Origin of the sequence: Legionella dresdenensis (genome assembly GCF_042649825.1) — a bacterium.
Classification (GTDB): domain Bacteria; phylum Pseudomonadota; class Gammaproteobacteria; order Legionellales; family Legionellaceae; genus Legionella_C; species Legionella_C dresdenensis.
In genome coordinates this window covers 176424-201112 of sequence record NZ_JBHSAB010000023.1, presented here as the reverse complement: position 1 = coordinate 201112, position 24689 = coordinate 176424, and the positions used below count along the sequence as shown (strand labels likewise).

The following is a 24689-nucleotide window of genomic DNA, read 5'->3' as shown; positions in this document are numbered from 1 at the left end:
CGCCTGCGCGGGCATGACAAACTTTTATGCCGGAATTTTTTAGCAATCCATCAGGATGAAAATGGAAAAGAAGAATATTACATAAAATGTGTCATCCCCGCGAAGGCGGGGGATCCATCCCTGAAGCAAAGTAAGGTGCTAGCATGAAGGATGGATGCCCGCCTGCGCGGGCATGACAAACTTTTATGCCGGAATTTTTTAGCAATCCATCAGGATGAAAATGGAAAAGAAGAATATTACATAAAATGTGTCATCCCCGCGAAGGCGGGGATCCATCCCTGAAGCAAGGTAAGGTGCCAGCATGAAGGATGGATGCCCGCCTGCGCGGGCATGACAAACTTTTATGCCGGAATTTTTTAGCAACCCACCAGGATGAAAATGGAAGAGAAGCAATATTACGTATACATTTTAGCAAGTAAAAAATATGGAACTCTTTATACTGGAATAACAAGTAATCTTCTACAACGGATATACCAACATAAGGAAGGTTTGGCTGAAGGATTTACCAAAAACTATAATGTTCATCAGTTGGTTTATTATGAACTTCATTCAAATGCTTATGGGGCAATAACAAGAGAAAAACACATTAAAAAATGGAATAGGCAATGGAAAATAAACCTCATTGAGCAAAACAATCCTCTGTGGCATGATTTGAGTATCGGTTTATTTTGAAGGATGTGCGTCTACTGAGCATGAAAAGCACGTAAATATACAGCGTGTTTTTTGAGCAAAAAATTGTCGGATTGAAAACTTTAGAGTAAGATAAAAGAATAAACCAGTTTATTAGAGGGAGTTAAAAATTGAGGTATATCGAGCATTTTGGTGATGAATCAGCACAATATAAACTGTTTCGGCCAAGTTACCCTAAAAGGTTGTTTACTTATCTGAATTCTATGGCTCATCCTGGAAGCACGGTGTGGGATTGTGCGACGGGCAGCGGGCAGGCTGCTTTAGCTCTGGCGGAGAATTATAAGGTAATTGCAACCGATATTAATCAGGCGCAGCTTGATGAAGCGCCAGAACATCGAGCTATTACCTATTTATGCTGCCCGGCCGAGAGAACGCCTCTGGCTGATAATTCAATTGATATGATTACGGTCGCCCAGGCTTTGCATTGGTTTAACCTTGATGGTTTTTACCGTGAAGTTATGCGAGTAAGCAGACCGGAAGGAGTTATTGCCGCCTGGTGTTATGCACTTGGCAAAGTAACAAAGTCAGGCAGTTCTGATGATAAATTAAACAGTATCATTGATCGTTTATACAATAAAATTTTAGGCGACGAGTATTGGCCTGTACAAAGACATTTTATCGATGAAGAATATCAGACAATACCGTTTCCCTTTGAAAAAATCGCAACCCCTGAGTTTTATATAGAAAAAGATATGGCCTTTGATCAATTGCTGGGCTATTTAAGAACCTGGTCTGCAGTTAAGGAATACCAGGTCCGAAATAATGAGGATCCGGTTGGCTATATTCGGGCAGAGCTGGAGGCAGCATGGGGTGATACCCAAAGTACTCACACCATGGTATGGCCTTTGCATCTGTTAGCAGCAAAAACGAAAACATATAAGGGATATTGATTGTCCCCGGCCGGTAGGAATGAGTCAGCATTACACAGCAGGAGGCGAAATGATGAAAGCAATAATTACCTTTTTTCTGATCATGCTGACAGGTTCTGCAGCCGCGGATTCCATGATCATACAGTTAAACAGCACTGATAGTTCCTTTGAAGTGACTCTTCCTGCTAATCCATCAACAGGTTACCGCTGGTCAGTGAAAAGTTATGATCAGGAACTGCTCCGTCTTGTCTCAAGCAAATATGTTGCCGCACAACCGCAATTAATCGGCTCTGGCGGTAATATGATTTATGAATTTGAATTGCTAAACGGCGTGGCCGTACCTAAGCTCACTTCGTTGGTCTTTAGCTATGCCCGCCCTTGGGAACGTGAGCAGGAAACAATACAGACAGTAACTGTTATGTTTAAAACTCATTCAATTACGCCCACAGAGTAGGTTGGGTCGTTTGACCCAACGATTAGCAAACCTCTTTCTTTCGAAATGGTAAATAGCGCGGTTCCCAAAACAAGTCCTGAACAATTTCCTCAAGATTACTGTTTTCATCAATCGCAGCGACATTTTCCTCAATCGCAGCACGAGCAACCGCAATTGCAATATGTTTTGCCACCGATTGCGCATCATCAAGCGAGGGCAATAACGGCATATAGCTGTCTCTTCTGCTTGGGGAAAATACGCTAAGCGCCTCTGCGGCAGCCCAGATCATGCCTTTGGACAGGCGGGTTGCTTTGGCGGCTAGTACGCCAAGGCCAATTCCTGGAAATACCAGAGCGTTGTTGCATTGAGCAATTTGAATTAAGCGTCCCTGATAATCAACCGCAGGGAAGGCTGTGCCTGTTGCGACCAGCGCTTTACCATTACTCCAGTAAAGAATATCGGTTGGTTGAGCCTCGCATTTTTCATCAGGATTCGACAGTGGGAATATAATAGGGCGTTCACAGGATTGCGACATGGTTTCAATGATATCCTGCGAGAAGGCTCCAGCCTGAGCGGAACAGCCGATCAAAATAGTTGGTTTGACATGGCGTACGGTATCAGTCAATGACGGCTGCCTGCCGTTGATGTTCCAACTGCTGATTTCTTCAGCCTGTCGTGCATAAGGCCGTTGTGACTCAATCAGTTCCGGATCAGAATCAATTAATAGCCCTTGCCGGTCAATCAGCCAGAATTGCCGGTAAGCTTGCTCTTCGCTAACGCCATGGCGAATTAAGGCATCAACAATCTGATCGCTAATCCCTGTACCGGCAGAACCTGCGCCAAATACTACAATTTTATGTTCGGACAATGATTTACCGGTTACTTCGCAAGCAGCCAGGATTGCAGATAACGTTACTGCGCCGGTACCCTGAATATCGTCATTAAATGTACAAAGCTCATCCTGATATCTGTCCAGAATGCGCCGGGCATTATTGCGGCCAAAGTCTTCCCAGTGCAGGAAAGCATTGGGGAAATGCTTGCGTATTGTAGTCACGAAACTATGAATGAAAGCGTCATATTGATCCGTATCAATACGCGGGTGCCGACAGCCAAGGTACATCGGATCGTTAAGCAGTTCCTGATTATTGGTACCGACATCAAGAAAAACCGGCAGGCAGCGGGTGGGATCGATACCGCCGCACAAGCTGTAAACCATTAGTTTGGCAACGGGAATATCCATCCCGCCTATACCCTGATCGCCAATGCCCAATACGCCTTCGCCATCAGTCACAACAATGACATCGATTTCGGGATTAGAGCGATTGGATATAATTTCATCAAGCAGGTTTTTATCGGAGTGGGCAATATATAACCCTCTCGGTTGACGGTATTCATGGCTGAAACGCTTAACTGCCGTACCGACTATGGGGGTATATATGGTCGGCAGCATTTCACCTAAATAACGGCTCAATAATTTATAAAACAAGACCTGATTTTTATCATGCAGATTATTCAGGTAAATATTTTGCTGCAATCGAGTGTTGTAGCCGGAATACTGCAGGTAAGCGCGTTTCACCTGTTCATCCAGCGTTTCCACACGGTGGGGCAATTTCCCGAGCAAGCCAAAAGCGTGTCGTTCTTCTTGGGTAAATGCCGTGCTTTTATTCAATTGCGGTAAGGTTAGCAGAGGTTTTCCGCAAATGGAGGTTTCAACATACGCCTCACCGGTCTGCTCGTCTCGTTTAATCGAAAAATCTAACATGTTTGTAATCTTGCCAGTCTAAAAGGAGGTACAATAACGAATTGTCAAATTATAATCAATGTATGCAGCCCTTGCGAGAAGTTTTATTCCAGCTTTTCTCTATCTGGCAATAGTGATAACATCTCATCTTTTAATTTAAAGCATGAAAGAGGGTGGCTGATGTTAAAACAAGTAGCGTCCATACTGGTTGCGGTTGGATTGCTGGCAGGTTGCAGCAATAAGGATGAAAATTATTATCGCACTCACCCGATGGAACTGCAGAAAGCAATTGGTGAATGCTCTGGACGCACGAGCGGTTTGAGTTGTGACCAGCTGAAGGCAATTGCATCAGATATAAGCCGCCTTGCTTATGAACTGCAATTGAACCCACAAGCGTTCGGCAGAAAAATTATTTCTTTGCAGGAACAGCTTGCAGCAAAACAGTCTGAATACCAAAAGGACGCCTCTAACCAGAGGCTTGGCCAATCTATCCAGGCGATACAAGAAGAGTTGGCTCAGCGCATGGCGATTGTCAAATGGCTGGAATCACCAAAGGGTTAAGATCATGCGGATATTAGTAAGTAACGATGATGGCGTTCACGCGCCTGGCATCAGGGCTTTAGCCAATGAAATGTCAACCATTGCTGATGTAAACGTAATGGCGCCTGACAGGAATCGCAGCGGCGCCAGCAATTCGCTGACCCTGACGCGACCGTTAAACGTCAAGCAACTTGACAATGGTTATTATAGTGTGGAAGGAACGCCGACTGATTGTGTTCATATCGCGCTGACCGGTTTTTTTGATCCCGTTGCTGATATTGTTGTTTCCGGAATTAATGATGGCGCCAATTTAGGTGATGATGTACTGTATTCCGGCACAGTTGCGGCTGCTATGGAAGGGCGTTATCTGGGGTTCCCTTCACTGGCGTTTTCCATGGTAGGCGACAACATCCAGTATTTTGACACCGCCGCTACGATAGCGCGTGAACTGGTATTGAAAATGAAGGCCAATATGCTGCCGCCGCAAACAATCCTGAATGTTAATATTCCCGATCTTCCGTTAGATAAAATTAAAGGAATTGAAGTAACCAGGCTCGGCACTCGCCATGGCGCTGAACCGACAGTCAAAGAATACGATCCACGCGGCAGGCCTATCTATTGGATAGGGCCGCCAGGATTGGCTGCCGATGCCGGACCCGGTACCGATTTTTATGCGGTAAAAAATGGTTATGTTTCAATGACTCCTTTACATTTGGACTTGACTCATTATAAGGTATTTGAAAAATTATCTGCCTGGGCGCAGGGAATAAGCTGGCTTTCATGAAGATATTCTCTTTTTTGTATAAGAAAACCATTCAATGGTCGGCGCATCCCCATGCGCCTTACTATTTGGCTGGCGTATCGTTTGCAGAATCTTCCTTTTTTCCCATTCCGCCGGATGCGATGCTTATCAGCATGGGACTTGCTGCGCCAAAAAAATCCTGGGATTACGCGTTAATTACGACGTTATTTTCAGTTTTGGGCGGAATATTTGGTTATGCAATCGGTTATTTTGGTATGAGCCTTATAGAACCCTGGCTGCTTGCCTCACGGTATGCTGACGGTTACCTTCACGTGATGCACTGGTTTAAGCAATATGGAGTCTGGATTAATTTGGTGGCCAGTTTTTCACCGGTGCCGCCTTATAAAATTTTTACCATCGCAGCAGGAGCAATGAATCTGGCGTTTTTACCCTTTGTTATTGCTTCATTCGTTGGGCGAGGCGCACGGTTTTTCCTTGTTTCAACATTGCTGTATTTTATGGGGGAGCGTCTGCATAATAAGTTAAGCCGTTATATTGATATTATCGGCTGGACTGCCCTGATTATTATTTTACTAAGTGTTATCTACCTGAAATGGCTAACTTGAAAACTCTGATTAAGGGCATTATCCCGGGCTTAATTCTGGTTTTGCTTGCCGCCTGCGGCGAGCGGACAGATTTGGCGCCTGTTGTTGAATTAAAATGGCAGCCGCAGGATTCTCATCGCAACACGCATATTGTGCGGCGGGATGAAACACTGTACTCCATTGCATTCCGTTATGACAGGGATTTCAGACAGCTTGCCGCCTATAATAGAATACGGTTTCCTTATCAGTTAAGGGTAGGGCAGATTATCCATTTACCATATGCCAATGCTGCACGCAGTCCGGCAAACAAGGCAAAAAATGCTTACCGCATCCCTGCAAGGCCTGCGGTAAACCGACAGAAAACTCATATCAGGCAGTATCATGCTGCTCAAGGAAAGCTCGGCGGTAAATGGTTATGGCCGGCACGGGGCCGAATTGTTTCCGGTTTTATTCCGGAACAAGGAAAAAAAGGCATAGATATTGCTGGTAGAAAGGGTGAGGCGGTTCGTGCCTCTGCTGCGGGAATTGTTGCTTATGCCGGTAATGGCCTGGCCGGGTATGGAAATTTAATTATCATAAAGCATGATGGACAGTATCTGACCGCTTACGGAAACAATGCCCGTAATCTGGTAAGAGAAGGCCAGAAAGTTAAAGCTGGTGAAATTATTGCCGAAATGGGTATTATTGATAGAAAATTTTTGGGGGTCCATTTTGAAATCAGAAAATCGGGACAACCTGTCAATCCGTTAGCGTATTTACGCAAGGAATAACAGAGAATATCCACTGATTTTATTATGGAACAATGTGTTTCTCAGGATGGGTTTATAAACACAATAGGTGGGATCATGCAAGTTGATGACGAATCAATCAAAGAAGCGGTTATTCCGGACAATGAATGGGATGAACCTGCTGACGAAACGCTGCTTGCTGAAGAAGAGGATGATATTTCTGCTGATTCAAATGACGAGCTTGGAGCTGATTTCAGCGCGGAAGAAGAGGAGGATGCGTTTCAATCATTTACCCAAGGTAAAAATGCTGCCAAGTTTATGGATGCGACTCAGCTTTATTTAAGTGAAATCGGTTTTTCACCTCTATTATCAGCTGAAGAAGAGGTCCATTATGCACGCCTGGCCTTGAAAGGCGATCCGGCAGCCCGTAAAAAAATGATTGAATCAAATCTGCGTCTGGTAGTAAAAATCTCCCGGCGTTATTTAAACCGTGGATTACCCCTGCTTGATTTGATTGAAGAAGGAAATCTGGGGTTAATGAAGTCCGTTGAAAAATTCGATCCGGATCGCGGATTCCGTTTTTCGACCTATGCTACCTGGTGGATACGGCAAACTATTGAGCGCGCCATTATGAATCAGACACGCACAATTCGTCTTCCTATCCATGTTGTGAAAGAATTAAACGTATATCTGCGGGCAGCAAGACAATTGACACAGAAGCTTGATCATGAGCCTTCCCCTGAAGAAATTGCCGAAATGGTTGATAAGCCGCTGGAAGATGTGCAGAAGTTACTTGGCTTAAATGACAAGGTTGCTTCTGTTGATACGCCGATTGGATATGATGAAAATAAATCTCTGCTGGATACTATTGCTGATGAAAACAGCGCCAACCCGGCAGAACTTTTGACTGATGAAGATTTGCGGGCGCATATCGAATTACTGCTCGACAAGCTTACTGAAAATCAGCAACAAGTTATTGCACGCCGCTTTGGTTTGCGGGGTTTTGAAAAAGCAACGCTTGAAGATGTTGGCAAAGAAATTGATTTAACCCGTGAACGCGTACGCCAGATTCAGGTTGAAGCATTGAAAACCTTAAGAGGGTTGCTTGAGCGGGTAGGGTTAACGCAGGAAGACTTATTTTAAGCAGGTTGGGTCGTAACGACCCAACCTCCATATTAGCAACCAGTTTTATGTTGCATTTTGTTTTGTTCCCATTGGGTCATCAGATCTTTAAATTGTTGCTGTTGTTTGCTATCCAGAACATTATAAATCTGATTTTTAACCATGATTTTGCTTTTCATCATAGTAGCCATTAAAGATGTTTTTTGGCTAATCAAGTCATTTAATTTTGCTTCGTCGACTTTTTCTGAGGTGATTAAATCCTTAATCTGGCCTTGCAATGTTTTCATTTGAGTCATGTTTGTTTGCATTGCTTCTCTTGATTGCTCAGTAATGGTTTTAATTTGAGTTTTTTGAGCATCAGTCAGGTTTAATGAACCCATCATTTGATCCATGCGCTGGTGGCATGAACCTGCAAAAGCTGTTTGATAGAAAGCGAGTGCAAGAGTTAATACGGGTAATAATAAGAGTTTCTTTAACATGATATTATCCTTAATCCAGTTAGATACATTATTCCATATAAGGCTCGTAGTTTCGCAATTGCAAAACCTTTTTCAGTATAGTTGATGGGAAATAAATGTGCAAAATATTGGTTCCTTGAATGAATTAAAGACGGCCTAGTGAGATATATTTTCCATTGAATCAGGGGTATCAATACGGCGGATAATCCCCAATGAGCCATCTACTTCAATCAAATCACCATCCTTCAGGATTTCAGTGGCATTATCAACACCGGCAATGCAAGGTTTGCCATATTCCCGGGCAACCAGTGCGCCATGCTGTAACATACCGCCAATTTCGAGAATAATAGCGCCGGCATTGACAAACAGCGGCGTCCAGCCAGGATCGGTAGCACGAGCCACCAGGATCTCGCCCATTAGCAATGGTTTTTCATCCGGGGTATGCAAAACTTTGACTTTTCCGCTGATCTTGCCGCTGGATACCGCATGACCGCCAATTTCCCCTTCTTTTAATGGAGGCCGGTTTAACCGCAAAATTCGGCCGCGGGAATCAATTAATGGCGGTGTTGTTTTCACTGTTTCGAGTTGTTTTATAATTTCTGTATTATGAGCCATACGAGGTACTAAATTAATCTCAGGATCGGATTCATACGCCGACAAGTCCACCAGAGTCAGATCAAAAATCTGTTCTTCATGCTCCAGGACACCGGCAAGCACCATTTTTTTTGCTTCTGTTAGCAGCAATTGCCTTATTTTACTAAATAAACGAACCAGAAAATATTTATGGTTTTCCCGATAACCGCCAAATTGCTCCATGACGGCATAATCGGTTTTAAATTTTTTAATGGTGTATTTACCTTTTCTGGCAGCAATAGTAAGTAAATACTCATAGGCTTTCTGACGCTCGTCTTGACTGGTTTGGTAGATGTGCAATGGATTATTGGCGTCGTTACAACCGGTTGAAGCAGAGTAAATCATACTTAGCAACTGATGATCATTTTCCATATAGCGCGGCGATGCGATATCAAATTCTTCTTGACCGCGACAGCCAAAACGGTCAATAAATTTATCCCAGTCCTGATAAAATTGTGGTGAAAGCTGCTTGTTTCTAAAAGCAGTGACAAGCTCCTCCTGCGAATGATATTTATCTTTCTCAAGCAATGTTGATAATGAATATATATCAAGTCCCATCTGAATAGTAATATTATGCGGCAGGGAGCGGGAAACTGCATCTAAATGTGCTTTAACAGTTTTATCCTGTTGGGCATCTGCCTCAAATAATTTATTAATTGAGGCAATCGCTCTTTGGCCCAGAATAGCGGCAGGGGCAATCTTGTGTACCAGAAAATAAGCAAATGGTTTGAAAATCTGTTCGATTCGTTCAGAGAGGGGAGTATTCTCTGCCAGAATGGAGTCAGTTACTTGCTCCATGTGGGCAACGTCTTTGTCATATTTATGAGCCATTGCTGCCAGCCGATATTTACCGGTAACAATTTTCAATACGACATCATACATACGGGTAGCAACGTCAAATTTATTGATATTTAAAATTTCTGGTTTCACCGCATTTTGATATGAACCTTGTGGAAGCTGGAGCAAGATATTGCTGGCAATGGCATCCATTTTAACCAGAGCGTTTGCTATTTTATCTTTACTAATCACAGTAAAGATATTGGATAAATTGAGATAGATTTTGCCATCGCTAATACCAGCGGCGCCATGCCTGATATCAAGGATGTCATTTCTGCCAATCACTGTTTTTGCCGCAGCATGAAGTAATTTTCGAATAAAGTCGGTCCCAAGGGGGGAAAGCGGTTTTTCCAGTCCTTGTACTGACAAAGTAAGATCAAGATATAATTGTCGCGGCTCATCAAATTCAGTCATCATACCGCGCGGAAGGGGAATGCACGTTGTAATGGGGCGTGCCTGCAACAGATAAAGTTGCCCTCTGGCATAAGCCCATTCAATATCCATGGCTCGACCGTAAAGCTTTTCAATGATTGATAATTGTCGGCTTAGTTCCAATATCTGTTCATCGCTGAGAGTAAACTCATCATGGCGGGGATCTGCGCGTTCTTCAGTACCGCCGCCGTCAGGAAGCAGCCATATGGAAGTTTCCTTGCCTCCCAATGTTTTCTCCATAATATCGCCGCTTATTTTATTGACAATATACTGATCCGGCGTTACCAGCCCTGCGACTACGGTTTCACCCTGGCCCCAGTTGGCATTAAATACCATCTCATCGTGATCATTGCTGAGGGGATTTACTGAAAAACCTACACCAGCCACTTCACTGGCAATTTGCTCCATAACTACGACCGCAATACTAAAATCATTCGTGGCAAAACCCTGTTCTCTTTTATAAATAAAAACACGCGGATCAAGACAGGAGGCAAAAGCGGTTTTAATCGCGTTTTCCATTGCGTCCTGCGTAACGCCAAGTACAGTTTCATAACCACCGGCAAAAGACGCATCAGACAAATCTTCTTCCGGTGCCGAAGAGCGGACAGCAAACAAGTGGACGCCAGGATGATGAGCCAGCGCACAAATAATTAATGTTTGTTGTTTTTGAGTTAAATTGAGTTCCATGGCAGCTGCTTTAAGGCTTTTAATTTTTTCAGGCATATCCCTGGAGTCAGCGGTTAAGAATTCGTTCCAGGCTGGCGTTGTTTTTAGTTCATCAATCCATGGTTGGAAAAACGCAACGCTAAGGACAAAGCCGGGTGGAATGGCGAGCCCGGATTGCGCCATTTTAATTAAGGACAAACCCTTACCGCCGACCTCAGAAAGCAGGGCGTGGTGATAAGAATCTGCAAATTGGTAAACCGCTCTGCGTTCCATGGCAAAATCCATCTGGGTATATATATTATAGTATAGTAGTTTCTGCCTGTTTCCGCATTTTCCTCAGGCTGAACGGATATGAGCTGTAAAATCCGGTACAAAGTATAAATCCATGAAAATGCTATTGTTCATTGCTGTAACATGCAAAGTGTGGTATAACTAGCACGCTTTTTAACTACACACACGTTTCGACACATAAAGCGGGGTCCCTTTAATGGGTGTTTTATGGGAGGCGTGGAGGCATAACCCTGGAGATATTTAAATGAGTAATGTAAGTATGCGTGAGCTGCTTGAAGCAGGTGCACATTTCGGTCACAGAACCCGATACTGGAATCCTAAAATGGCAGAGTTCATTTTCGGTTCCCGAAACAAGATCCATATTATTAATCTTGAAAAAACAATGCCTATGCTGAGTGATGTAACCAACTATGTTGGTCGTCTGGCGGCAAACAAGGCAAAAATTCTTTTCGTTGGCACCAAGCGTGCTGCTCAGGAAAGCATCCGTACCCACGCCAAGCGTTGCGGCATGCCTTATGTTGATCACCGTTGGTTAGGTGGTATGCTGACTAACTACAAAACTGTTCGTCAGTCAATTTTCCGTTTGAAAGAATTAAAAGAGTTGCGTGATAAAGGCGCTTTCGCAGGCATGATTAAAAAAGAAGCCTTGATGCTGACGCGTGAACTTGAGAAACTGGAGAGAGGTCTGGGCGGTATTGAAGATATGGGCGGCCTGCCTGATGCTCTGTTTGTTGTGGATGTTGGCTTTGAGCACATTGCTGTTGAAGAAGCCCGCCGCTTGAAGATTCCAGTTATTGGTGTAGTTGATACTAATAACAGCCCTGATAACATTGATTACATTATTCCTGGCAATGATGATTCAATGAGAGCAGTTGACATTTATGTCCGTTGTATTGCAGACGCTATTTTGGATGCTAAAAACGGCAATACTGTCGGCGGCGTCTCTGCTGATTCTGAATTTGTTGAGATTTCTGAAAAAGAAACTGACAAAACCGGTGAGTAATTAAAATTATGTAGAGGGGTGCTTAATCATCATTAACGCACCCCTTTTTGCTATGTGGAGGAAGTAAAATGTCAGTTAGTGCATCTTTAGTAATGAAATTACGTGAGCGTACCGGTTCTGGTATGATGGAATGTAAAAAATTCCTGGTTGAAGCAAATGGCGATATCGAGTTGGCAATTGCCAATATGCGTAAAGCAGGTCAGGCGAAAGCTGATAAGAAAGCGGATCGCATTGCTGCTGAAGGAGTGATCGTTATTCAACGTTCAACTGATGGCCGTACAGCCGTTATCATTGAAATCAACAGTGAGACAGACTTCGTAGCTCGTGACGAAAGCTTTAACACGTTTGCTGAGCAAGTTGCAACTACTGCACTAAACAGCAATGTTAGTGACATTAACGACTTATCAGGGCTTCAGATTGCAGGTACAGATACTACTATTGAGCAGGCAAGACAACAACTGGTCGCTAAAATCGGCGAGAACATCAAACTGCGCCGCATGGAAAGAGTAAGTTGCGACGGCGTTATCGGTGCGTACCTGCACGGTTCCCGCATTGGCGTTATCGTTGCCCTTAAAAATGGCGAAGAAGCCTTGGCTAAAGATATTGCTATGCACATCGCAGCAAGCAGGCCGTTGGTTGTAAGCCGTGATCAGGTTTCTGCTGAAACAATTGAAAGCGAACGTGATATCTTTACTGCTCAGGCTCGTGAAAGCGGTAAACCACAAGAAATTATTGACAAAATGATCGAAGGCCGCATCAATAAGTTTGTTGATGAAGTCAGCCTGTTAGGCCAACCCTTTGTTAAAAATCCTGATATCAAAGTAGGTCAGTTACTGAAAGAGAAAAACGCAGAAGTTATTTCTTTCCTGCGCTATGAAGTCGGTGAAGGTATCGAGAAGAAAGAAGATAACTTCGTTGAAGAAGTAATGGCACAGGTTCGCGGTAATGACTAAATTAAAATACAAACGTATTTTATTAAAATGCAGTGGTGAGGCATTAATGGGCAATGCGCAGTTTGGCATTGACCCTGCAGTGCTTGATCGGATGGCTAAGGAAATCGCTGAACTGATAAGCTTGGGCGTTGAAGTCGGCCTGGTTATCGGTGGTGGAAATCTGTTTCGGGGCAAGGCATTATCAAAGGCTGGACTTGGACGGGTTACAGGCGATCATATGGGCATGCTGGCTACTGTAATGAATGCTTTAGCATTGCGTGATGCGCTTGAGCGCATTGATTTGCCGGCACGAATTATGTCGGCAATCCCCATGCTTGGAGTAGTAGATCCTTACCATCGGCGTAAAGCGATTACCCATCTGCGAGATGGGCATGTTGTCATTTTTGCGGCCGGTACTGGCAACCCATTCTTTACAACCGATACAGCTGCCTGCCTGCGGGCAATCGAGATAGGCGCGGATGTTGTGCTTAAGGCTACCAAGGTTGACGGTGTTTACTCAGATGATCCGATGAAGAATCCGGAAGCGGTCCGTTATGATTCATTAACTTACAAAGAAGTTTTAAACCAGGGATTGGAAGTTATGGATTTAACGGCAATTTGCTTATGCCAGGATCAAAACATGCCCCTGCAGATCTTTGACATGGCAGCCCCTGGCGCTTTACTCAAGATCGTATCAGGTGAGCGAGTCGGAACAATTGTAGGAGCTAATCATGATTAATGATATCAGGCAAGATGCAGAAAAACGGATGAAAAAAACCATCGAAACTCTGCAGAATGATTTAACAAAAGTAAGAACCGGTCGAGCGAACGTCAGTTTACTGGATCACGTAATGGTTGATTATTACGGTACCCCAACACCTATAAATCAGGTTGCTAATATAACTGCCAGTGATGCCCGTACTATTCTGGTAACCCCATGGGAAAAAACTATGGTCGCTGCCATTGAAAAAGCTATCCTTACCTCTGATCTGGGTTTAAACCCAGCGACAGCTGGTAACGCGATTCGTGTTCCCATGCCGCCTTTAACCGAGGAACGCCGTAAAGAACTGATCAAAGTTGTGCGTGCAGAAGGCGAACAAGGGCGAGTAGCAGTGCGAAATATTCGTCGTGATGCAAATAATCATCTGAAAGATTTGGTAAAAGACAAATCTATTTCTGAAGACGATGAGCGCCGTGCTACTGAGGTTATTCAGAAATTAACTGACAAGTATATTGCCGAAGTTGATGCGTTGTTGGTTGAAAAAGAAAAGGATCTGATGGAAATCTGATTGTTGGGTCGAACGACCCAACCTGCATTTTATATTGTAATTAGTAAAGCTTTACGCCTCTTCAAGTACTTCTTCAGGCATTGTCACATTAAGCTCAAGAACGGCATTATCGCCCATTCTTTCCAGATTAACGCTTACTTTATCGCGTGAAATAGGAATATATTTCGCAATAACTGTCAGAATTTCCTCTTGCAGTTTTGGCAAATAATCTGGTGTGTTGCGCTGTGTACGCTCGTGAGAAATAATAATCTGCAAGCGTTCTTTCGCCACAGACGCAGTGCTGTGGCGTTTTCTTAAGTAACTGAATATACTCATGCTGGAACATCCTCCTTGTTCTTGCCAAACAAGCGCCGTAAAATTCCTTTACGTTCAGTGTTTACAAAGCGCATTGGCCTGCTTTCGCCCAGAAAACGGGCTATAGCATCCTGATATGCCAATCCGGCATCGCTAGTCTCATCCAATATAACCGGAGTTCCTGTATTTGACGCTTTTAATACGGCTTTTGATTCTGGAATAACGCCCATGAGCGGAATAGCCAAAATTTCTTTTACATCTTCAACCGACAGCATTTCACCTTTTTCAACGCGGGCAGGATCATAACGAGTCAACAGTAAATGTTCCTGGACTGGAGGTTTGTTTTCAATGGCACGGCGGGTTTTGCTGGCCAGAATACCTAAAATACGATCCGAGTCACGGACAGAAGACACTTCGGGGTTAGTCACTACGATGGCGTGATCAGCAAAATACATTGCAGTCAACGCACCGGTTTCAATACCTGCAGGCGAATCGCAGACAATATAATCAAATTCAGCAGCGAGATCATCCAGGATTTTACCGACGCCTTCCAGGGTAAGTGCATCTTTATCACGTGTTTGAGAGGCTGGCAAGATATAGAGTTGGGGAACCCTTTTGTCTTTAATCAAGGCTTGATTAAGGCTTGCTTCTCCATTGATTACATTGATAAAATCATAAACTACACGGCGTTCGCAACCCATGATAATATCGAGGTTACGCAGTCCTATATCAAAATCAATAACAACTGTTTTATGGCCTTGTAATGCCAGACCGGAAGAAATGGCAGCCGATGTAGTTGTTTTGCCTACACCACCTTTACCGGAAGTAACTACGATAATTTTAGCCAAGGTGATACCCTACCTCTAAAGTCGATGTTTAAATTATTGTTCAGTTTACACGGTATTGATTGGTCAGTTCAAGCACAATAATACAATCTTCGTTTAATTAATAAAAATTGTTGCGAAACCGTTTTTTTCAAACACAAAGTGCTGTATTTATCGGCTTAAATCCATTATTGTGTGCAAAGCGTAAGTTGTAAAAATTGCACAGGAGAGTACATGCATTACCGGCGTATGTTAAAGTCAAAAATTCATCGAGCTCGCGTGACTCATGCTGATCTTGATTATGAGGGCAGTATTACCATTTCTCCGGAGTTGCTGGCTGCTGCCGACATTCTGCCCAATGAAGCGGTAAATGTCTGGAATGTTACTGCCGGTACCCGGTTTGAAACGTATGCAATTACCGGACAACCAGGATCGACTGCTGTCTGTGTTAATGGCGCCGCGGCTCATTTGGTGTCGCCCGGCGACATTATTATTATTGCGTCGTTTATTCAGCTTGAGGAAGCAAGATGTCGGCTCCATCAACCGGTTGTTGTCTTTGTTGATGAGAAAAACCGGCAGAAAGAAATCCGGACTGAAATACCGGCATTGTTGGACTAATTGAAGGAGGTTGTGATGCGTAGACTGATTTTTTCTTTTCTGATATTACTGCAACCCCAGGTTTATGCGGCAAATTGTCAGACTATGCGGGAAATTTACATTGAAAATAAAACTACTAAAGTCTGGAAAACAGTTATTTGTCCCGGTCAGAAATTGCCTTTTCATACGCATCAGTATGCCAGGGTAGTGATTCCAGAGCAGGATGGAATTTTGCAGGTTATTTACCGTTCCGGCAAAAAAGAAATGCTGAAGCTTGAAAAGAAAACGCCCATTTACCTGAGTAAAGAGCAAGGTAAATACTCACATCAGGATCTGAATATTGGCAAAAAACCGTTGGAAGTAACGGTCATAGAGTTGCGAAAAGGGTAAAAAATTGACATCCCCGCCAATGCGGGGATGATAGTACTCAGGAGTGGATTACCAGCCTCCGGAACCACAGCAGCCGGAGGTACTGTAACTGCTATAGTAGGTTGTATAAGAGTTGCAGCATGATGAATAAGTATATTCACCGCAGCACCCATTATTAAATCCGCATCCGGTTAAAGCCGCGGCGCTCACAATAACAACAGCAATTACTAGTTTTTTCATGATTTGCATCCTTGCTTTGGGGATATAATACAAGTATATACCATTGTTTTAAATTTGCACTTAAAGTTTAAAGTTAATCAATTCAAGGTTGAATAATGTCTGTATCATCCTCTTTAAATTATACAGATCTGTATTTAATGCTCATTTCACACTATAATTTGGGGTTAAGTAAATTACAGGGGATTAGTATGTCGCTTCCCATTGTCCAGCAAGCCTTAACGTTTGATGATGTTCTTTTGGTTCCTGCCCACTCTCAAGTCCTGCCTAAGGATGTTTCTCTGAAAACCCGGTTAACGCGTGATATTGAATTGAATATTCCGGTTTTATCCGCAGCCATGGATACAGTTACGGAAGCCCGATTGGCAATTGCAATTGCCCAAGAGGGCGGAATTGGGATTATTCACAAAAATATGACGATTCAGGCTCAGGCTGATGAAGTGCGTAAGGTGAAAAAATTTGAAAGCGGTATGGTAAAAGATCCTGTGTTTGTTGCACCTGATATTTCTGTGCAGCAATTGCTGGATGTTATGGCTAAACATAATTTTTCAGGAATGCCTGTTGTTGATAATAATCAATTGGTTGGTATCGTAACCAGCCGTGATATCCGGTTTGAAACAAACCTGTCATTACCGGTTTCTGCGGTTATGACGCCTAAAGAGCGGCTGGTAACGGTAAAAGAAGGCGCGTCGCGTGAGCAGGTACGCAGTCTGCTGCATAAACATCGAATCGAAAAACTGCTGGTGGTAAATGATTTATTCAATCTTCGTGGCCTGATAACTGTTAAAGACATTCAAAAAGCAAAAGAAAATCCTTTTGCCTGTAAAGATGCTTCCGAACAGCTCCGGGTTGGGGCAGCAGTGGGTGTTGGCGAAGGTACAGATGAGCGGGTGGCGGCATTAATTGATGCCGGGGTAGATGTGCTCATTGTCGATACTGCCCATGGTCATTCGGACGGGGTGTTAAAACGCGTGCGCTGGATTAAAAAACATTTCCCGCATATTCAAATCGTAGGCGGAAATATTGCGACAGCCGCAGCGGCTGCAGATCTGGTGAAGGCCGGTGCTGATGCGGTTAAGGTGGGTATTGGCCCTGGTTCAATTTGTACCACCCGCATTGTAACCGGAGTCGGGATTCCGCAATTATCGGCAATTGCAAATGTCGCGAAGGAATTGAAAAATTCCGTACCCATTATCGCAGATGGCGGTATTCGTTTTTCTGGTGATATCTGTAAGGCGTTGGCGGCTGGCGCTCATACCGTTATGCTTGGCAGCCTGTTTGCCGGGACAGAAGAGTCGCCGGGTGAAATTGAGCTATATCAGGGGCGCACCTATAAAAGTTACCGCGGTATGGGGTCAATTGGCGCCATGGCGCAAAAGCAAGGCTCTAGCGACCGTTATTTTCAGGATATCGGTCAGGGTACTGAAAAGCTGGTACCGGAAGGGATTGAAGGACGAGTTGCCTATAAGGGACCGGTTCAGACCATTATTCATCAAATGATGGGCGGATTACGCTCCTGTATGGGGTATACCGGTTGCGAGACAATAGTTGATTTGCATAAGAAAGCCCAGTTTGTGCAGGTAACTAATGCGGGTATGCGTGAATCGCATGTCCATGATGTCAATATCACAAAACAGGCCCCCAATTATCAGGTAGACAATTAGTAATGATAACTATTAAAAAACAACCATTAATAATTCTTGATTTTGGCTCACAATATACACAATTAATTGCCAGACGTGTGCGGGAAATGGGCGTATATTGTGAAATTCATCCTTATAATTTGAATGAGAATATTGCCAAAAATATGAAACCATGCGGCATCATTCTTTCCGGCGGTCCATCCTCTGTTAATGACGAATGTAATATCAGTGCGCCCGGTTGGGTTTTTAGCTGTCAATTACCCGTCCTGGGGATATGTTATGGCATGCAAACCATGGCGGCACAACTGGGAGGAAAGGTCAGTACATCTCACTTGCGTGAATATGGCTATGCTGAATTAACCCTGCGTAATCATTCAGAGTTACTGGTTAATATTGAAGACAGAACCACTATAGAGGGCGATGCGCTGCTTGATGTCTGGATGAGCCATGGCGATAAAGTTACCGAACTGCCGCCCGGATTTAAGGTGATCTGCGAAACCGCCAATGCACCCATCGCCGGCATGGCTAATGATGACAATAAATGGTATGGCCTGCAATTTCATCCGGAAGTTACTCATACTACTCAAGGGCTACGCATCCTGGAACGGTTTGTTGTCGATATTTGTCAGGCGCGTGCTGATTGGACTGCGCATAATATCATTGAGCGTTCGCTGGCAGATATTAAAGCAAAGGTTGGCGCCAGTCATGTACTGCTGGGGCTGTCTGGCGGGGTTGATTCATCGGTGGTTGCTGCGTTGCTGCATAAAGCCATTGGCGATCAGTTAATCTGTGTGTTTGTGGACACGGGCTTGCTAAGGCTTAATGAAGCCGAACAAGTACTGGCAATGTTTTCAAAGCATATGGGTATTCGAGTTATTGCGGTGAATGCCGAACAGAAATTTTTGCAAGCGCTCGCGGGAGTTGATTGCCCTGAACAAAAGCGGAAAATCATAGGTCGGACGTTTATTGAGGTTTTTGATGAACAGGCCAGGCAAATTCCTGAAGTGGAATGGCTTGCCCAGGGAACTATTTACCCTGATGTCATAGAATCGGCGGCTACCCAGACCAATGGCGCATCAGTGGTAATCAAGTCGCATCATAATGTTGGCGGCTTACCGGAAAAACTGCATCTTAAATTGCTCGAACCTATACGCGAGTTGTTCAAGGATGAAGTCAGGAAAATAGGTCTTGAGCTGGGATTACCGCATGATATGGTTTATCGGCATCCGTTCCCTGGGCCGGGGCTTGGTGTAAGGATTCTTGGCGAAATTAAAAAAGAATATGCGGATATTCTGCGCAAAGCTGATGCGATATTCATTGACGAATTGCATAAAGCAGATCTATACCATAAAGTAAGCCAGGCGTTTGCGGTTTTTCTGCCCGTTAAAAGTGTCGGCGTGATGGGAGACGGTAGACGTTATGATTATGTTATTTGTCTGCGCGTGGTTGAAACAGTTGACTTTATGACGGCGCACTGGAGCCATTTGCCTTGGGATTTTCTTGGTAAAGTATCAAACCGGATAATCAACGAAGTGGCAGGTGTTTCCCGTGTTACTTATGATATCTCCGGCAAACCGCCCGCGACTATAGAATGGGAATAAAAAACGACAGTTTCTGGATGGAAAAAGCATACCAGCAGGCTCTGAAGGCAAAAGAAGATAATGAAGTGCCGGTGGGCGCCGTGCTGGTTGATGCGGATAATTGCCTGATAGGGCAGGGATATAATCAGGTATTACAGGATAATGATCCTTGTGCACATGCAGAAATTCTGGCGATTCGGCAGGCTGCGAAAACGGTGGGGAATTTCAGGCTTAATAATACCACGCTGTATGTGACTCTTGAGCCTTGTGCAATGTGCGCGGGCGCAATTGTTCATGCCAGAATCAAACGGCTGGTTTTTGCCGCTCGGGATTTTAAAGCGGGTGCGGCAGGGTCTGTTTATAATTTATTGCGTGGTTTTCCGTTGAATCATCAGGTGCAGATTGATGAGGGAAACATGCAGGAACCGTGTGCAAGGTTGTTAACCGAGTTTTTTAGGAATAAATAGAGGCTTGGATTACACCTTTGCTATTTAAATTCGCATCAAAATGATCAATAATTATATTTTTGTATTAGTTATTTGTTCTCATGAAACCACCTTCGCCTAGCTTTCCGCACCCATTAGAATCATTTTGTAGTTCTCGGCTTCTTGGCTGTCGAGTGTTTAATTCAAATTATTGGATTCGATCTATACTAATTTTATTCTCAAGAAACGATTTTCAATCTACCAAAATTCAAACAGATTTATTAAAAGAATGGGCCGCCCAACCTGCTAATATTATCAAACGAATATCAGCTCCCTATAAAAAACAATTTTCCTATAAACTACTAGCGTTAATGAAAAAAAAGAATGCTACTAGCCAATACCGTTTATTAGGGATTCAACAACCAAAATTAACTTGGATCTAGGTTCCAGCCTTTATGAAAAATTACAAAATCAAGCGAATTTCTCCACATTAAATCGCAATCAAATAATCGATGCAGCAGGAGTTTTAATACTTAACGATATCCAAGCGGTAATTGCCAATGGTAATGACTTAACTCTGCAAGGAATCTATATAAAATTTTTTACAGAGTTATTTTTAAAACTTAAGCCCTGTTTAAACGAAGCGTCTCATCTTAAAAAATCTACCTTAGATGTAGCGGCTCACTTTTAGGATTACTCCAACCCACATTTATCCGCAAAAGCGACCCCATTATAGGACTTTTATCATGGAATCTTGACAAATTAAACCAGCTCCTTTGCCAAAGCCTCCTTCAACTGCTCTTTCTGCTCATTATCCAAAGCAACGCCAGCATTATTGGAAATATAAAATGCGTCCTCAACCCTTTCACCCGCTGTGGCGATTTTTGCGCTGTGCAGATGAATCTGTTGCCCGGTGAAGATCGCGCTTATTTTGGCTAATAATCCAGGCCGATCAGAGGCAATCAGAAACAGGCGGGTATATCTGCCCTGAGGATCATCGTAAAAAGTAATCTGCGGTTTGAATTTAAAATGCGCCAGTGCGCGTGAAATCCGTCGTTTTATTGCAATAGGCAATTGCTCGGGGTTCGACAGGCTTGCTGTTAAAACTGCCTGGATTTCTTCCCGCTGTTTTTCATCAGTAATAGTTTGATAATGATCATCAAGGATAATATAAGTATCCAGATCAAATTGATTATTACAGGTAGAAACACTTGCTTCCTGAATAGTAAAATTATTATTGCTTAATACTGTGGTTGCTATAATAAAGCGGTTTTCATTATGAGGCATATAAATAAAAACCTCAGTGCCGCCTTGACTATGATGGGGCAACACCATAACCAGCGGAAACTGTTTGCAATTGAGAATAGCCATAGTATGGCAGGCTATCATTTCAGCTGATTCATGCAGAAAATATTTGTTTTTGAGATCAGCCCAAAGGGTGAGAATTTGCGGCGAATCGATATTAGCCTGATTTAAGATGGCTAAAGCCTGCAATTTGCGGTTATTAATCAAGGCCGTTTCATCAAGCTGCTTTTTCTGCTGTTCAAGAGCCCGTTGCGCCGCCTGATGAAGTTCTTTTAACAGCGAATCTTTCCAACTGTTCCATAATTTGGGATTGGTTCCGCAAATATCGGCAACGGTAAGCAAATATAGATAATCAAGATAATTCGCTTCGGGTAATTGCTCACAAAAAGCTTTAATGGTTGCCGGATCATAAATATCTTGTCTTTGTGCAGTTTGCGACATCAACAGATGATTTTTAACCAGCCAGACCAGCAACTGGCGATCAGCATTCGCCAGCTGGTGGCGAATAGCAAAATTATTAGCTTCTTCCGCGCCTAACTCAGAATGATCGCCGCCGCGTCCTTTGGCAACATCATGAAATAAAGCGGCAAGAAACAGAATTGATTTTTTCGGCAGACGATTTATCAGGTTTGCCGCCAGCTGGAAAGGCTGATTAAACTGATTATCGCTAAAGCGCACCAGGTTGCGGATTACAAACAGAGTGTGTTGATCAACCGTATAAACATGAAATAAATCATATTGCATCTGCCCGGTAACTGCGGCAAAGCAATCGAGGTAATGGCTCAAAACACCATAGCGATTCATATGGTACAGGGCTTCATAAGGGTTGTCCTGTTCAAAAATGGCCAGAAAGCAACGAGTAATTTCTGGTGAAGAGCGAAAATGCTTGTTGATAAGATAAATATGATTACGCAACAGGCGAATGGTTGTTGCTTTAACGCCAGCAATATCAGGTTTTTTGGCTATCCATAGAAACAGTTGGATAATTGCTTTTGGGCAGAGGCTGAAGACATGATTATTTTTGACTTCAATAAAGTTGTTTGAGAGCTGAAACTGTTCATCCAATGGTGTAATGAGTTGTTTTTCCTGATAGACAATCGCTTCTGAAAACCACTGCAGCAGCATTTCATTTAATTCACGGCAGCGTTTGATAACTTTAAAATAGGCTTTCATGAATTGTTCTATCGCCAGGGAATGGGGAGTGTCGGAAAAGCCGAAGATGGCAGCAAGTTTTACCTGATAATCAAACAACAATCGCTCTTCCGGTTTACCAGCCAGAATATGCAAGGCAAAGCGTACTTTCCAGAGATAATGCTGGCAATTAATAAATTCCTCATATTCTTTATCTGTGAGGAAACCGTAATTAATGCTTTCCGACAATTTTTTAATGCCAAAATGGCGTTTGCCAATGCTGGTTAAAATTTGTAGATCACGTAAACCGCCAGGACCTTGTTTAACATTGGGTTCGAGATTATAGGCGGTTTCACCAAATTTTTTATAACGTTGTTGCTGCTCGGCCAATTTGGCAAAAAAATAATCCAGTCCATTCCAGATATGAAGCGGATGCGTGGCGTATTTTAACTCCTCCATTAACGCTCCGCGTCCACAGAGTAAATGCATATCAAGCAAGCTGGATATAACGCTGACATCATTGCTGGCGAGTTCGGCGCATTGAGCAATAGTAGTAATTTGGTGGCTGATAGTCAGGCCATAGTCCCAACAGTCTTGAATAAAATTCTGAGCTTTTTGCAAATCGTTGGGGTTGGTCAGGTTTTCATCATAAAGCAGCAGCAAATCAACATCTGAATGCAGTTGCAATTCACGCCGGCCATAACTGCCCAGTGCGAGCAGGCAGAAACAGGTTTGTTCCAAGCCGTTTTTGTCAAACAGATGCAATAGTAATTGGTCGATAAAATGAACCAGCTTGTGGATCAGGTGCAGGATATTGCAATTCAGGGAAAACTCAGCGCTCAGCTCATCCTTGAACTGTTTCAGGGAATATTTATGCCAGTCGGCAGGCAACGTGTTTTTTTTCAATTTTATCAGCGGCTTTGAGGATTACAGACATAGTTTAGTCTATAAAGAAGACGCAGGAAAGAGTAAGGGATATTGTCATTCCCGCGAAGGCGGGAATCTATCTTTCAAGCTGGCTCCTTACCTTGTTTGCCGGATGGATCCCCGCCTTCGCGGGGATGACAAGGGCTATTACCGCTTTAATTCCCGCGGTAATTTCGCCACCGCCTCGCGCGGAACCAGTAACCAGTAATGACCTTCGTTTTTCATATTACCGGCAATAAGCGTCGCCATTTGACCCGCTCCCCAGAATACATCGCCGCGGACTGTGCCGCGAATCGCTCCGCCAGTGTCCTGAGCAATCATCAGCCGCTGCAGCTTTTGAGGCGCATTGGCCATAAGTGGTACCGGGTGGGTCGTGTCCAGCCAGAGCGGGGCGCCTAACGGAATCCATTTGCGATCGACTGCCAATGAATAGCCTGCAGTCAACGGTACTCCCTGAGCGCCAAGCGCATCGGTGTTATCCAGCATTCGGAAGAATACAAAGGATTTATTCTGATTGAGTATCGGATCCCGTTCTTGAGGATTGGCTGTAAGGTAGGCTTTAATCGCTTGCATTGAAGCAGTATCTTTGGTCATGACGCCTTTATCAATCAATACTTTTCCAATCGCAGTATAAGGCGCGCCATTTTCACCGGCATAGCCAACAGATATTTTTTTGCCGTCAGTCAGTTTGATAATGCCTGAGCCTTGAATTTCCAGAAAAAGGCGATCAACATGATTATCAACCCAGACTAAAACCGGCGCATGTTTGGATATGGCGCCCTTATTGATTTCTTCACGCGTGTAATAAGGGCGGATTTTACCTTTTTCCATCCGACCTATTATACGTTTACTGCCATAATCATTATTAAAATCCGACAAATTGACTGTAACCAGATTACGGGGCATGCCATAGATTGGTACGTTGTATTTTGCAGTACGGGTAAGGCTTCCGTGAAGTAATGGCATATAATAGCCGGTAAACAGGCCTTTTACCGTTTGTTTATTATAAAACTCAATCGGCTTGAACCAGTGTTGAAAGAATTTTTTTGCCGCGTTTCGGGTTACAGGATTAATTGCAATAGCCGCACGACAGGCAGGTTGCCAGTCTTTGACCTGTAATGGAATCAGCTCGCTGCCGGCATTGCTTTCCGGATCCTGGCGCAGAAAAGTCTTACACGAAACCTGAAAGGTCTCTAATGATTTTTTAACATTACTTTTATCCCAGCCAGGCAGTTTTTTGAACGCAGCGGGTTTTAAGGTAATGATTTCAGGTTGCGGGCGCCAGAGAAACCAGGCAGTGCCTGCAACAGCGAGAATGAATAAGATTGGGAATATTTTTTTCATAG

The 24689-nt window shown here is 43.6% G+C and carries 26 protein-coding genes; 18 read left to right on the top strand and 8 right to left on the bottom strand.

The features are described from left to right. Positions 1–378 precede the first annotated feature (378 nt). From ACFORL_RS10020 to ACFORL_RS10010, 3 genes are all read left to right on the top strand, one after another. A complete protein-coding gene (locus ACFORL_RS10020; RefSeq protein WP_382343599.1) occupies positions 379–672 on the top strand; it encodes a GIY-YIG nuclease family protein in 294 nt (97 codons plus the stop codon). 128 nt (positions 673–800) lie between these two features. After that, complete coding sequence (locus ACFORL_RS10015) at positions 801–1580, top strand: class I SAM-dependent methyltransferase (protein WP_382343597.1); 780 nt, start codon at positions 801–803, stop codon at positions 1578–1580. A 49-nt stretch (positions 1581–1629) separates the two neighbouring features. Beyond that, the gene (locus ACFORL_RS10010; protein ID WP_382343595.1) at positions 1630–2013 is read left to right on the top strand and encodes a protease inhibitor I42 family protein; all 384 of its coding nucleotides are present in this window, start codon (positions 1630–1632) and stop codon (positions 2011–2013) included. A gap of 22 nt (positions 2014–2035) precedes the next feature. Here ACFORL_RS10010 and ACFORL_RS10005 read toward each other — a convergent pair whose 3' ends face one another. Beyond that, complete coding sequence (locus ACFORL_RS10005) at positions 2036–3754, bottom strand: NAD-dependent malic enzyme (RefSeq protein WP_382343593.1); 1719 nt, start codon at positions 3752–3754, stop codon at positions 2036–2038. Between the two features lie 159 nt (positions 3755–3913). On the opposite strand from ACFORL_RS10005, the gene ACFORL_RS10000 reads away from it, so the two are divergent. The 5 genes from ACFORL_RS10000 to rpoS all read left to right on the top strand — a co-directional run bounded on the left by ACFORL_RS10000 (position 3914) and on the right by rpoS (position 7491). Then, positions 3914–4294 (top strand): hypothetical protein, encoded by a 381-nt coding sequence (locus ACFORL_RS10000; protein ID WP_382343591.1) that lies wholly within the window; start codon positions 3914–3916, stop codon positions 4292–4294. Positions 4295–4298: 4 nt separating this feature from the next. Then, on the top strand, positions 4299–5057 hold the full coding sequence (gene surE, locus ACFORL_RS09995) for a 5'/3'-nucleotidase SurE (RefSeq protein ID WP_382343589.1): 759 nt from the start codon (positions 4299–4301) through the stop codon (positions 5055–5057). Next, the gene (locus ACFORL_RS09990) at positions 5054–5641 is read left to right on the top strand and encodes a YqaA family protein (protein ID WP_382343587.1); all 588 of its coding nucleotides are present in this window, start codon (positions 5054–5056) and stop codon (positions 5639–5641) included. Before surE ends, ACFORL_RS09990 begins: the two co-directional genes overlap by 4 nt. Then, positions 5629–6390 (top strand): peptidoglycan DD-metalloendopeptidase family protein, encoded by a 762-nt coding sequence (locus ACFORL_RS09985; protein WP_382343585.1) that lies wholly within the window; start codon positions 5629–5631, stop codon positions 6388–6390. The genes ACFORL_RS09990 and ACFORL_RS09985 overlap by 13 nt, the downstream gene beginning before the upstream one ends. Positions 6391–6465: 75 nt before the next feature. Continuing rightward, positions 6466–7491 carry an RNA polymerase sigma factor RpoS gene (rpoS, locus tag ACFORL_RS09980; protein WP_382343583.1) on the top strand — a complete coding sequence of 342 codons (1026 nt, stop codon included), beginning with the start codon at positions 6466–6468 and terminating at the stop codon, positions 7489–7491. Between the two features lie 32 nt (positions 7492–7523). On the opposite strand, the gene ACFORL_RS09975 is transcribed toward rpoS, so the two are convergent. Together ACFORL_RS09975 and ACFORL_RS09970 are read right to left on the bottom strand one after the other, a co-directional pair. Then, positions 7524–7949: a Spy/CpxP family protein refolding chaperone gene (locus ACFORL_RS09975; protein WP_382343581.1), complete on the bottom strand. Its 426-nt coding sequence runs from the start codon at positions 7947–7949 to the stop codon at positions 7524–7526. 135 nt (positions 7950–8084) lie between these two features. Further along, the gene (locus ACFORL_RS09970) at positions 8085–10769 is read right to left on the bottom strand and encodes a PEP/pyruvate-binding domain-containing protein (protein WP_382343579.1); all 2685 of its coding nucleotides are present in this window, start codon (positions 10767–10769) and stop codon (positions 8085–8087) included. A gap of 262 nt (positions 10770–11031) precedes the next feature. Here ACFORL_RS09970 and rpsB point away from each other — a divergent pair, with 262 nt between their 5' ends. The 4 genes from rpsB (at position 11032) to frr (ending at position 14011) form a co-directional block, all read left to right on the top strand. Then, positions 11032–11790: a 30S ribosomal protein S2 gene (gene rpsB / locus ACFORL_RS09965; protein ID WP_382343577.1), complete on the top strand. Its 759-nt coding sequence runs from the start codon at positions 11032–11034 to the stop codon at positions 11788–11790. A 68-nt stretch (positions 11791–11858) separates the two neighbouring features. After that, entirely contained in the window at positions 11859–12743 is an 885-nt protein-coding gene (tsf, locus tag ACFORL_RS09960) for a translation elongation factor Ts (RefSeq protein ID WP_382343575.1), read from the top strand. Beyond that, positions 12736–13461, top strand: a complete 726-nt coding sequence (gene pyrH, locus ACFORL_RS09955) for a UMP kinase (protein ID WP_382343573.1) — start codon at positions 12736–12738, stop codon at positions 13459–13461. The genes tsf and pyrH overlap by 8 nt, the downstream gene beginning before the upstream one ends. Continuing rightward, the gene (frr, locus tag ACFORL_RS09950) at positions 13454–14011 is read left to right on the top strand and encodes a ribosome recycling factor (protein WP_382343571.1); all 558 of its coding nucleotides are present in this window, start codon (positions 13454–13456) and stop codon (positions 14009–14011) included. Before pyrH ends, frr begins: the two co-directional genes overlap by 8 nt. Before the next feature lie 51 nt (positions 14012–14062). On the opposite strand, the gene minE is transcribed toward frr, so the two are convergent. Next, on the bottom strand, positions 14063–14326 hold the full coding sequence (gene minE / locus ACFORL_RS09945) for a cell division topological specificity factor MinE (RefSeq protein WP_382343569.1): 264 nt from the start codon (positions 14324–14326) through the stop codon (positions 14063–14065). Then, a complete protein-coding gene (gene minD / locus ACFORL_RS09940) occupies positions 14323–15153 on the bottom strand; it encodes a septum site-determining protein MinD (RefSeq protein ID WP_382343567.1) in 831 nt (276 codons plus the stop codon). Before minD ends, minE begins: the two co-directional genes overlap by 4 nt. Positions 15154–15363: 210 nt before the next feature. On the opposite strand from minD, the gene panD reads away from it, so the two are divergent. Beyond that, positions 15364–15747, top strand: a complete 384-nt coding sequence (gene panD / locus ACFORL_RS09935; RefSeq protein WP_382343565.1) for an aspartate 1-decarboxylase — start codon at positions 15364–15366, stop codon at positions 15745–15747. Positions 15748–15762: 15 nt separating this feature from the next. Further along, positions 15763–16116, top strand: a complete 354-nt coding sequence (locus tag ACFORL_RS09930; protein WP_382343563.1) for a hypothetical protein — start codon at positions 15763–15765, stop codon at positions 16114–16116. 48 nt (positions 16117–16164) lie between these two features. On the opposite strand, the gene ACFORL_RS09925 is transcribed toward ACFORL_RS09930, so the two are convergent. Next, positions 16165–16335: a hypothetical protein gene (locus ACFORL_RS09925; RefSeq protein WP_382343561.1), complete on the bottom strand. Its 171-nt coding sequence runs from the start codon at positions 16333–16335 to the stop codon at positions 16165–16167. A gap of 188 nt (positions 16336–16523) precedes the next feature. Here ACFORL_RS09925 and guaB point away from each other — a divergent pair, with 188 nt between their 5' ends. From guaB to ACFORL_RS09905, 4 genes are all read left to right on the top strand, one after another. Further along, complete coding sequence (guaB, locus tag ACFORL_RS09920; protein ID WP_382343559.1) at positions 16524–17996, top strand: IMP dehydrogenase; 1473 nt, start codon at positions 16524–16526, stop codon at positions 17994–17996. 2 nt (positions 17997–17998) lie between these two features. Next, positions 17999–19576: a glutamine-hydrolyzing GMP synthase gene (gene guaA / locus ACFORL_RS09915; RefSeq protein WP_382343557.1), complete on the top strand. Its 1578-nt coding sequence runs from the start codon at positions 17999–18001 to the stop codon at positions 19574–19576. Then, on the top strand, positions 19567–20022 hold the full coding sequence (gene tadA / locus ACFORL_RS09910) for a tRNA adenosine(34) deaminase TadA (RefSeq protein ID WP_382343555.1): 456 nt from the start codon (positions 19567–19569) through the stop codon (positions 20020–20022). The genes guaA and tadA overlap by 10 nt, the downstream gene beginning before the upstream one ends. Positions 20023–20413: 391 nt before the next feature. Continuing rightward, positions 20414–20671 carry a hypothetical protein gene (locus tag ACFORL_RS09905; RefSeq protein ID WP_382343553.1) on the top strand — a complete coding sequence of 86 codons (258 nt, stop codon included), beginning with the start codon at positions 20414–20416 and terminating at the stop codon, positions 20669–20671. Positions 20672–20742: 71 nt separating this feature from the next. Here the strand turns inward: ACFORL_RS09905 and glnD are convergent, their stop codons facing one another. Further along, positions 20743–23322 (bottom strand): [protein-PII] uridylyltransferase, encoded by a 2580-nt coding sequence (gene glnD, locus ACFORL_RS09900; RefSeq protein WP_382343551.1) that lies wholly within the window; start codon positions 23320–23322, stop codon positions 20743–20745. Positions 23323–23490: 168 nt separating this feature from the next. Continuing rightward, entirely contained in the window at positions 23491–24687 is a 1197-nt protein-coding gene (gene mltA / locus ACFORL_RS09895; protein WP_382343549.1) for a murein transglycosylase A, read from the bottom strand. Positions 24688–24689 lie beyond the last annotated feature (2 nt).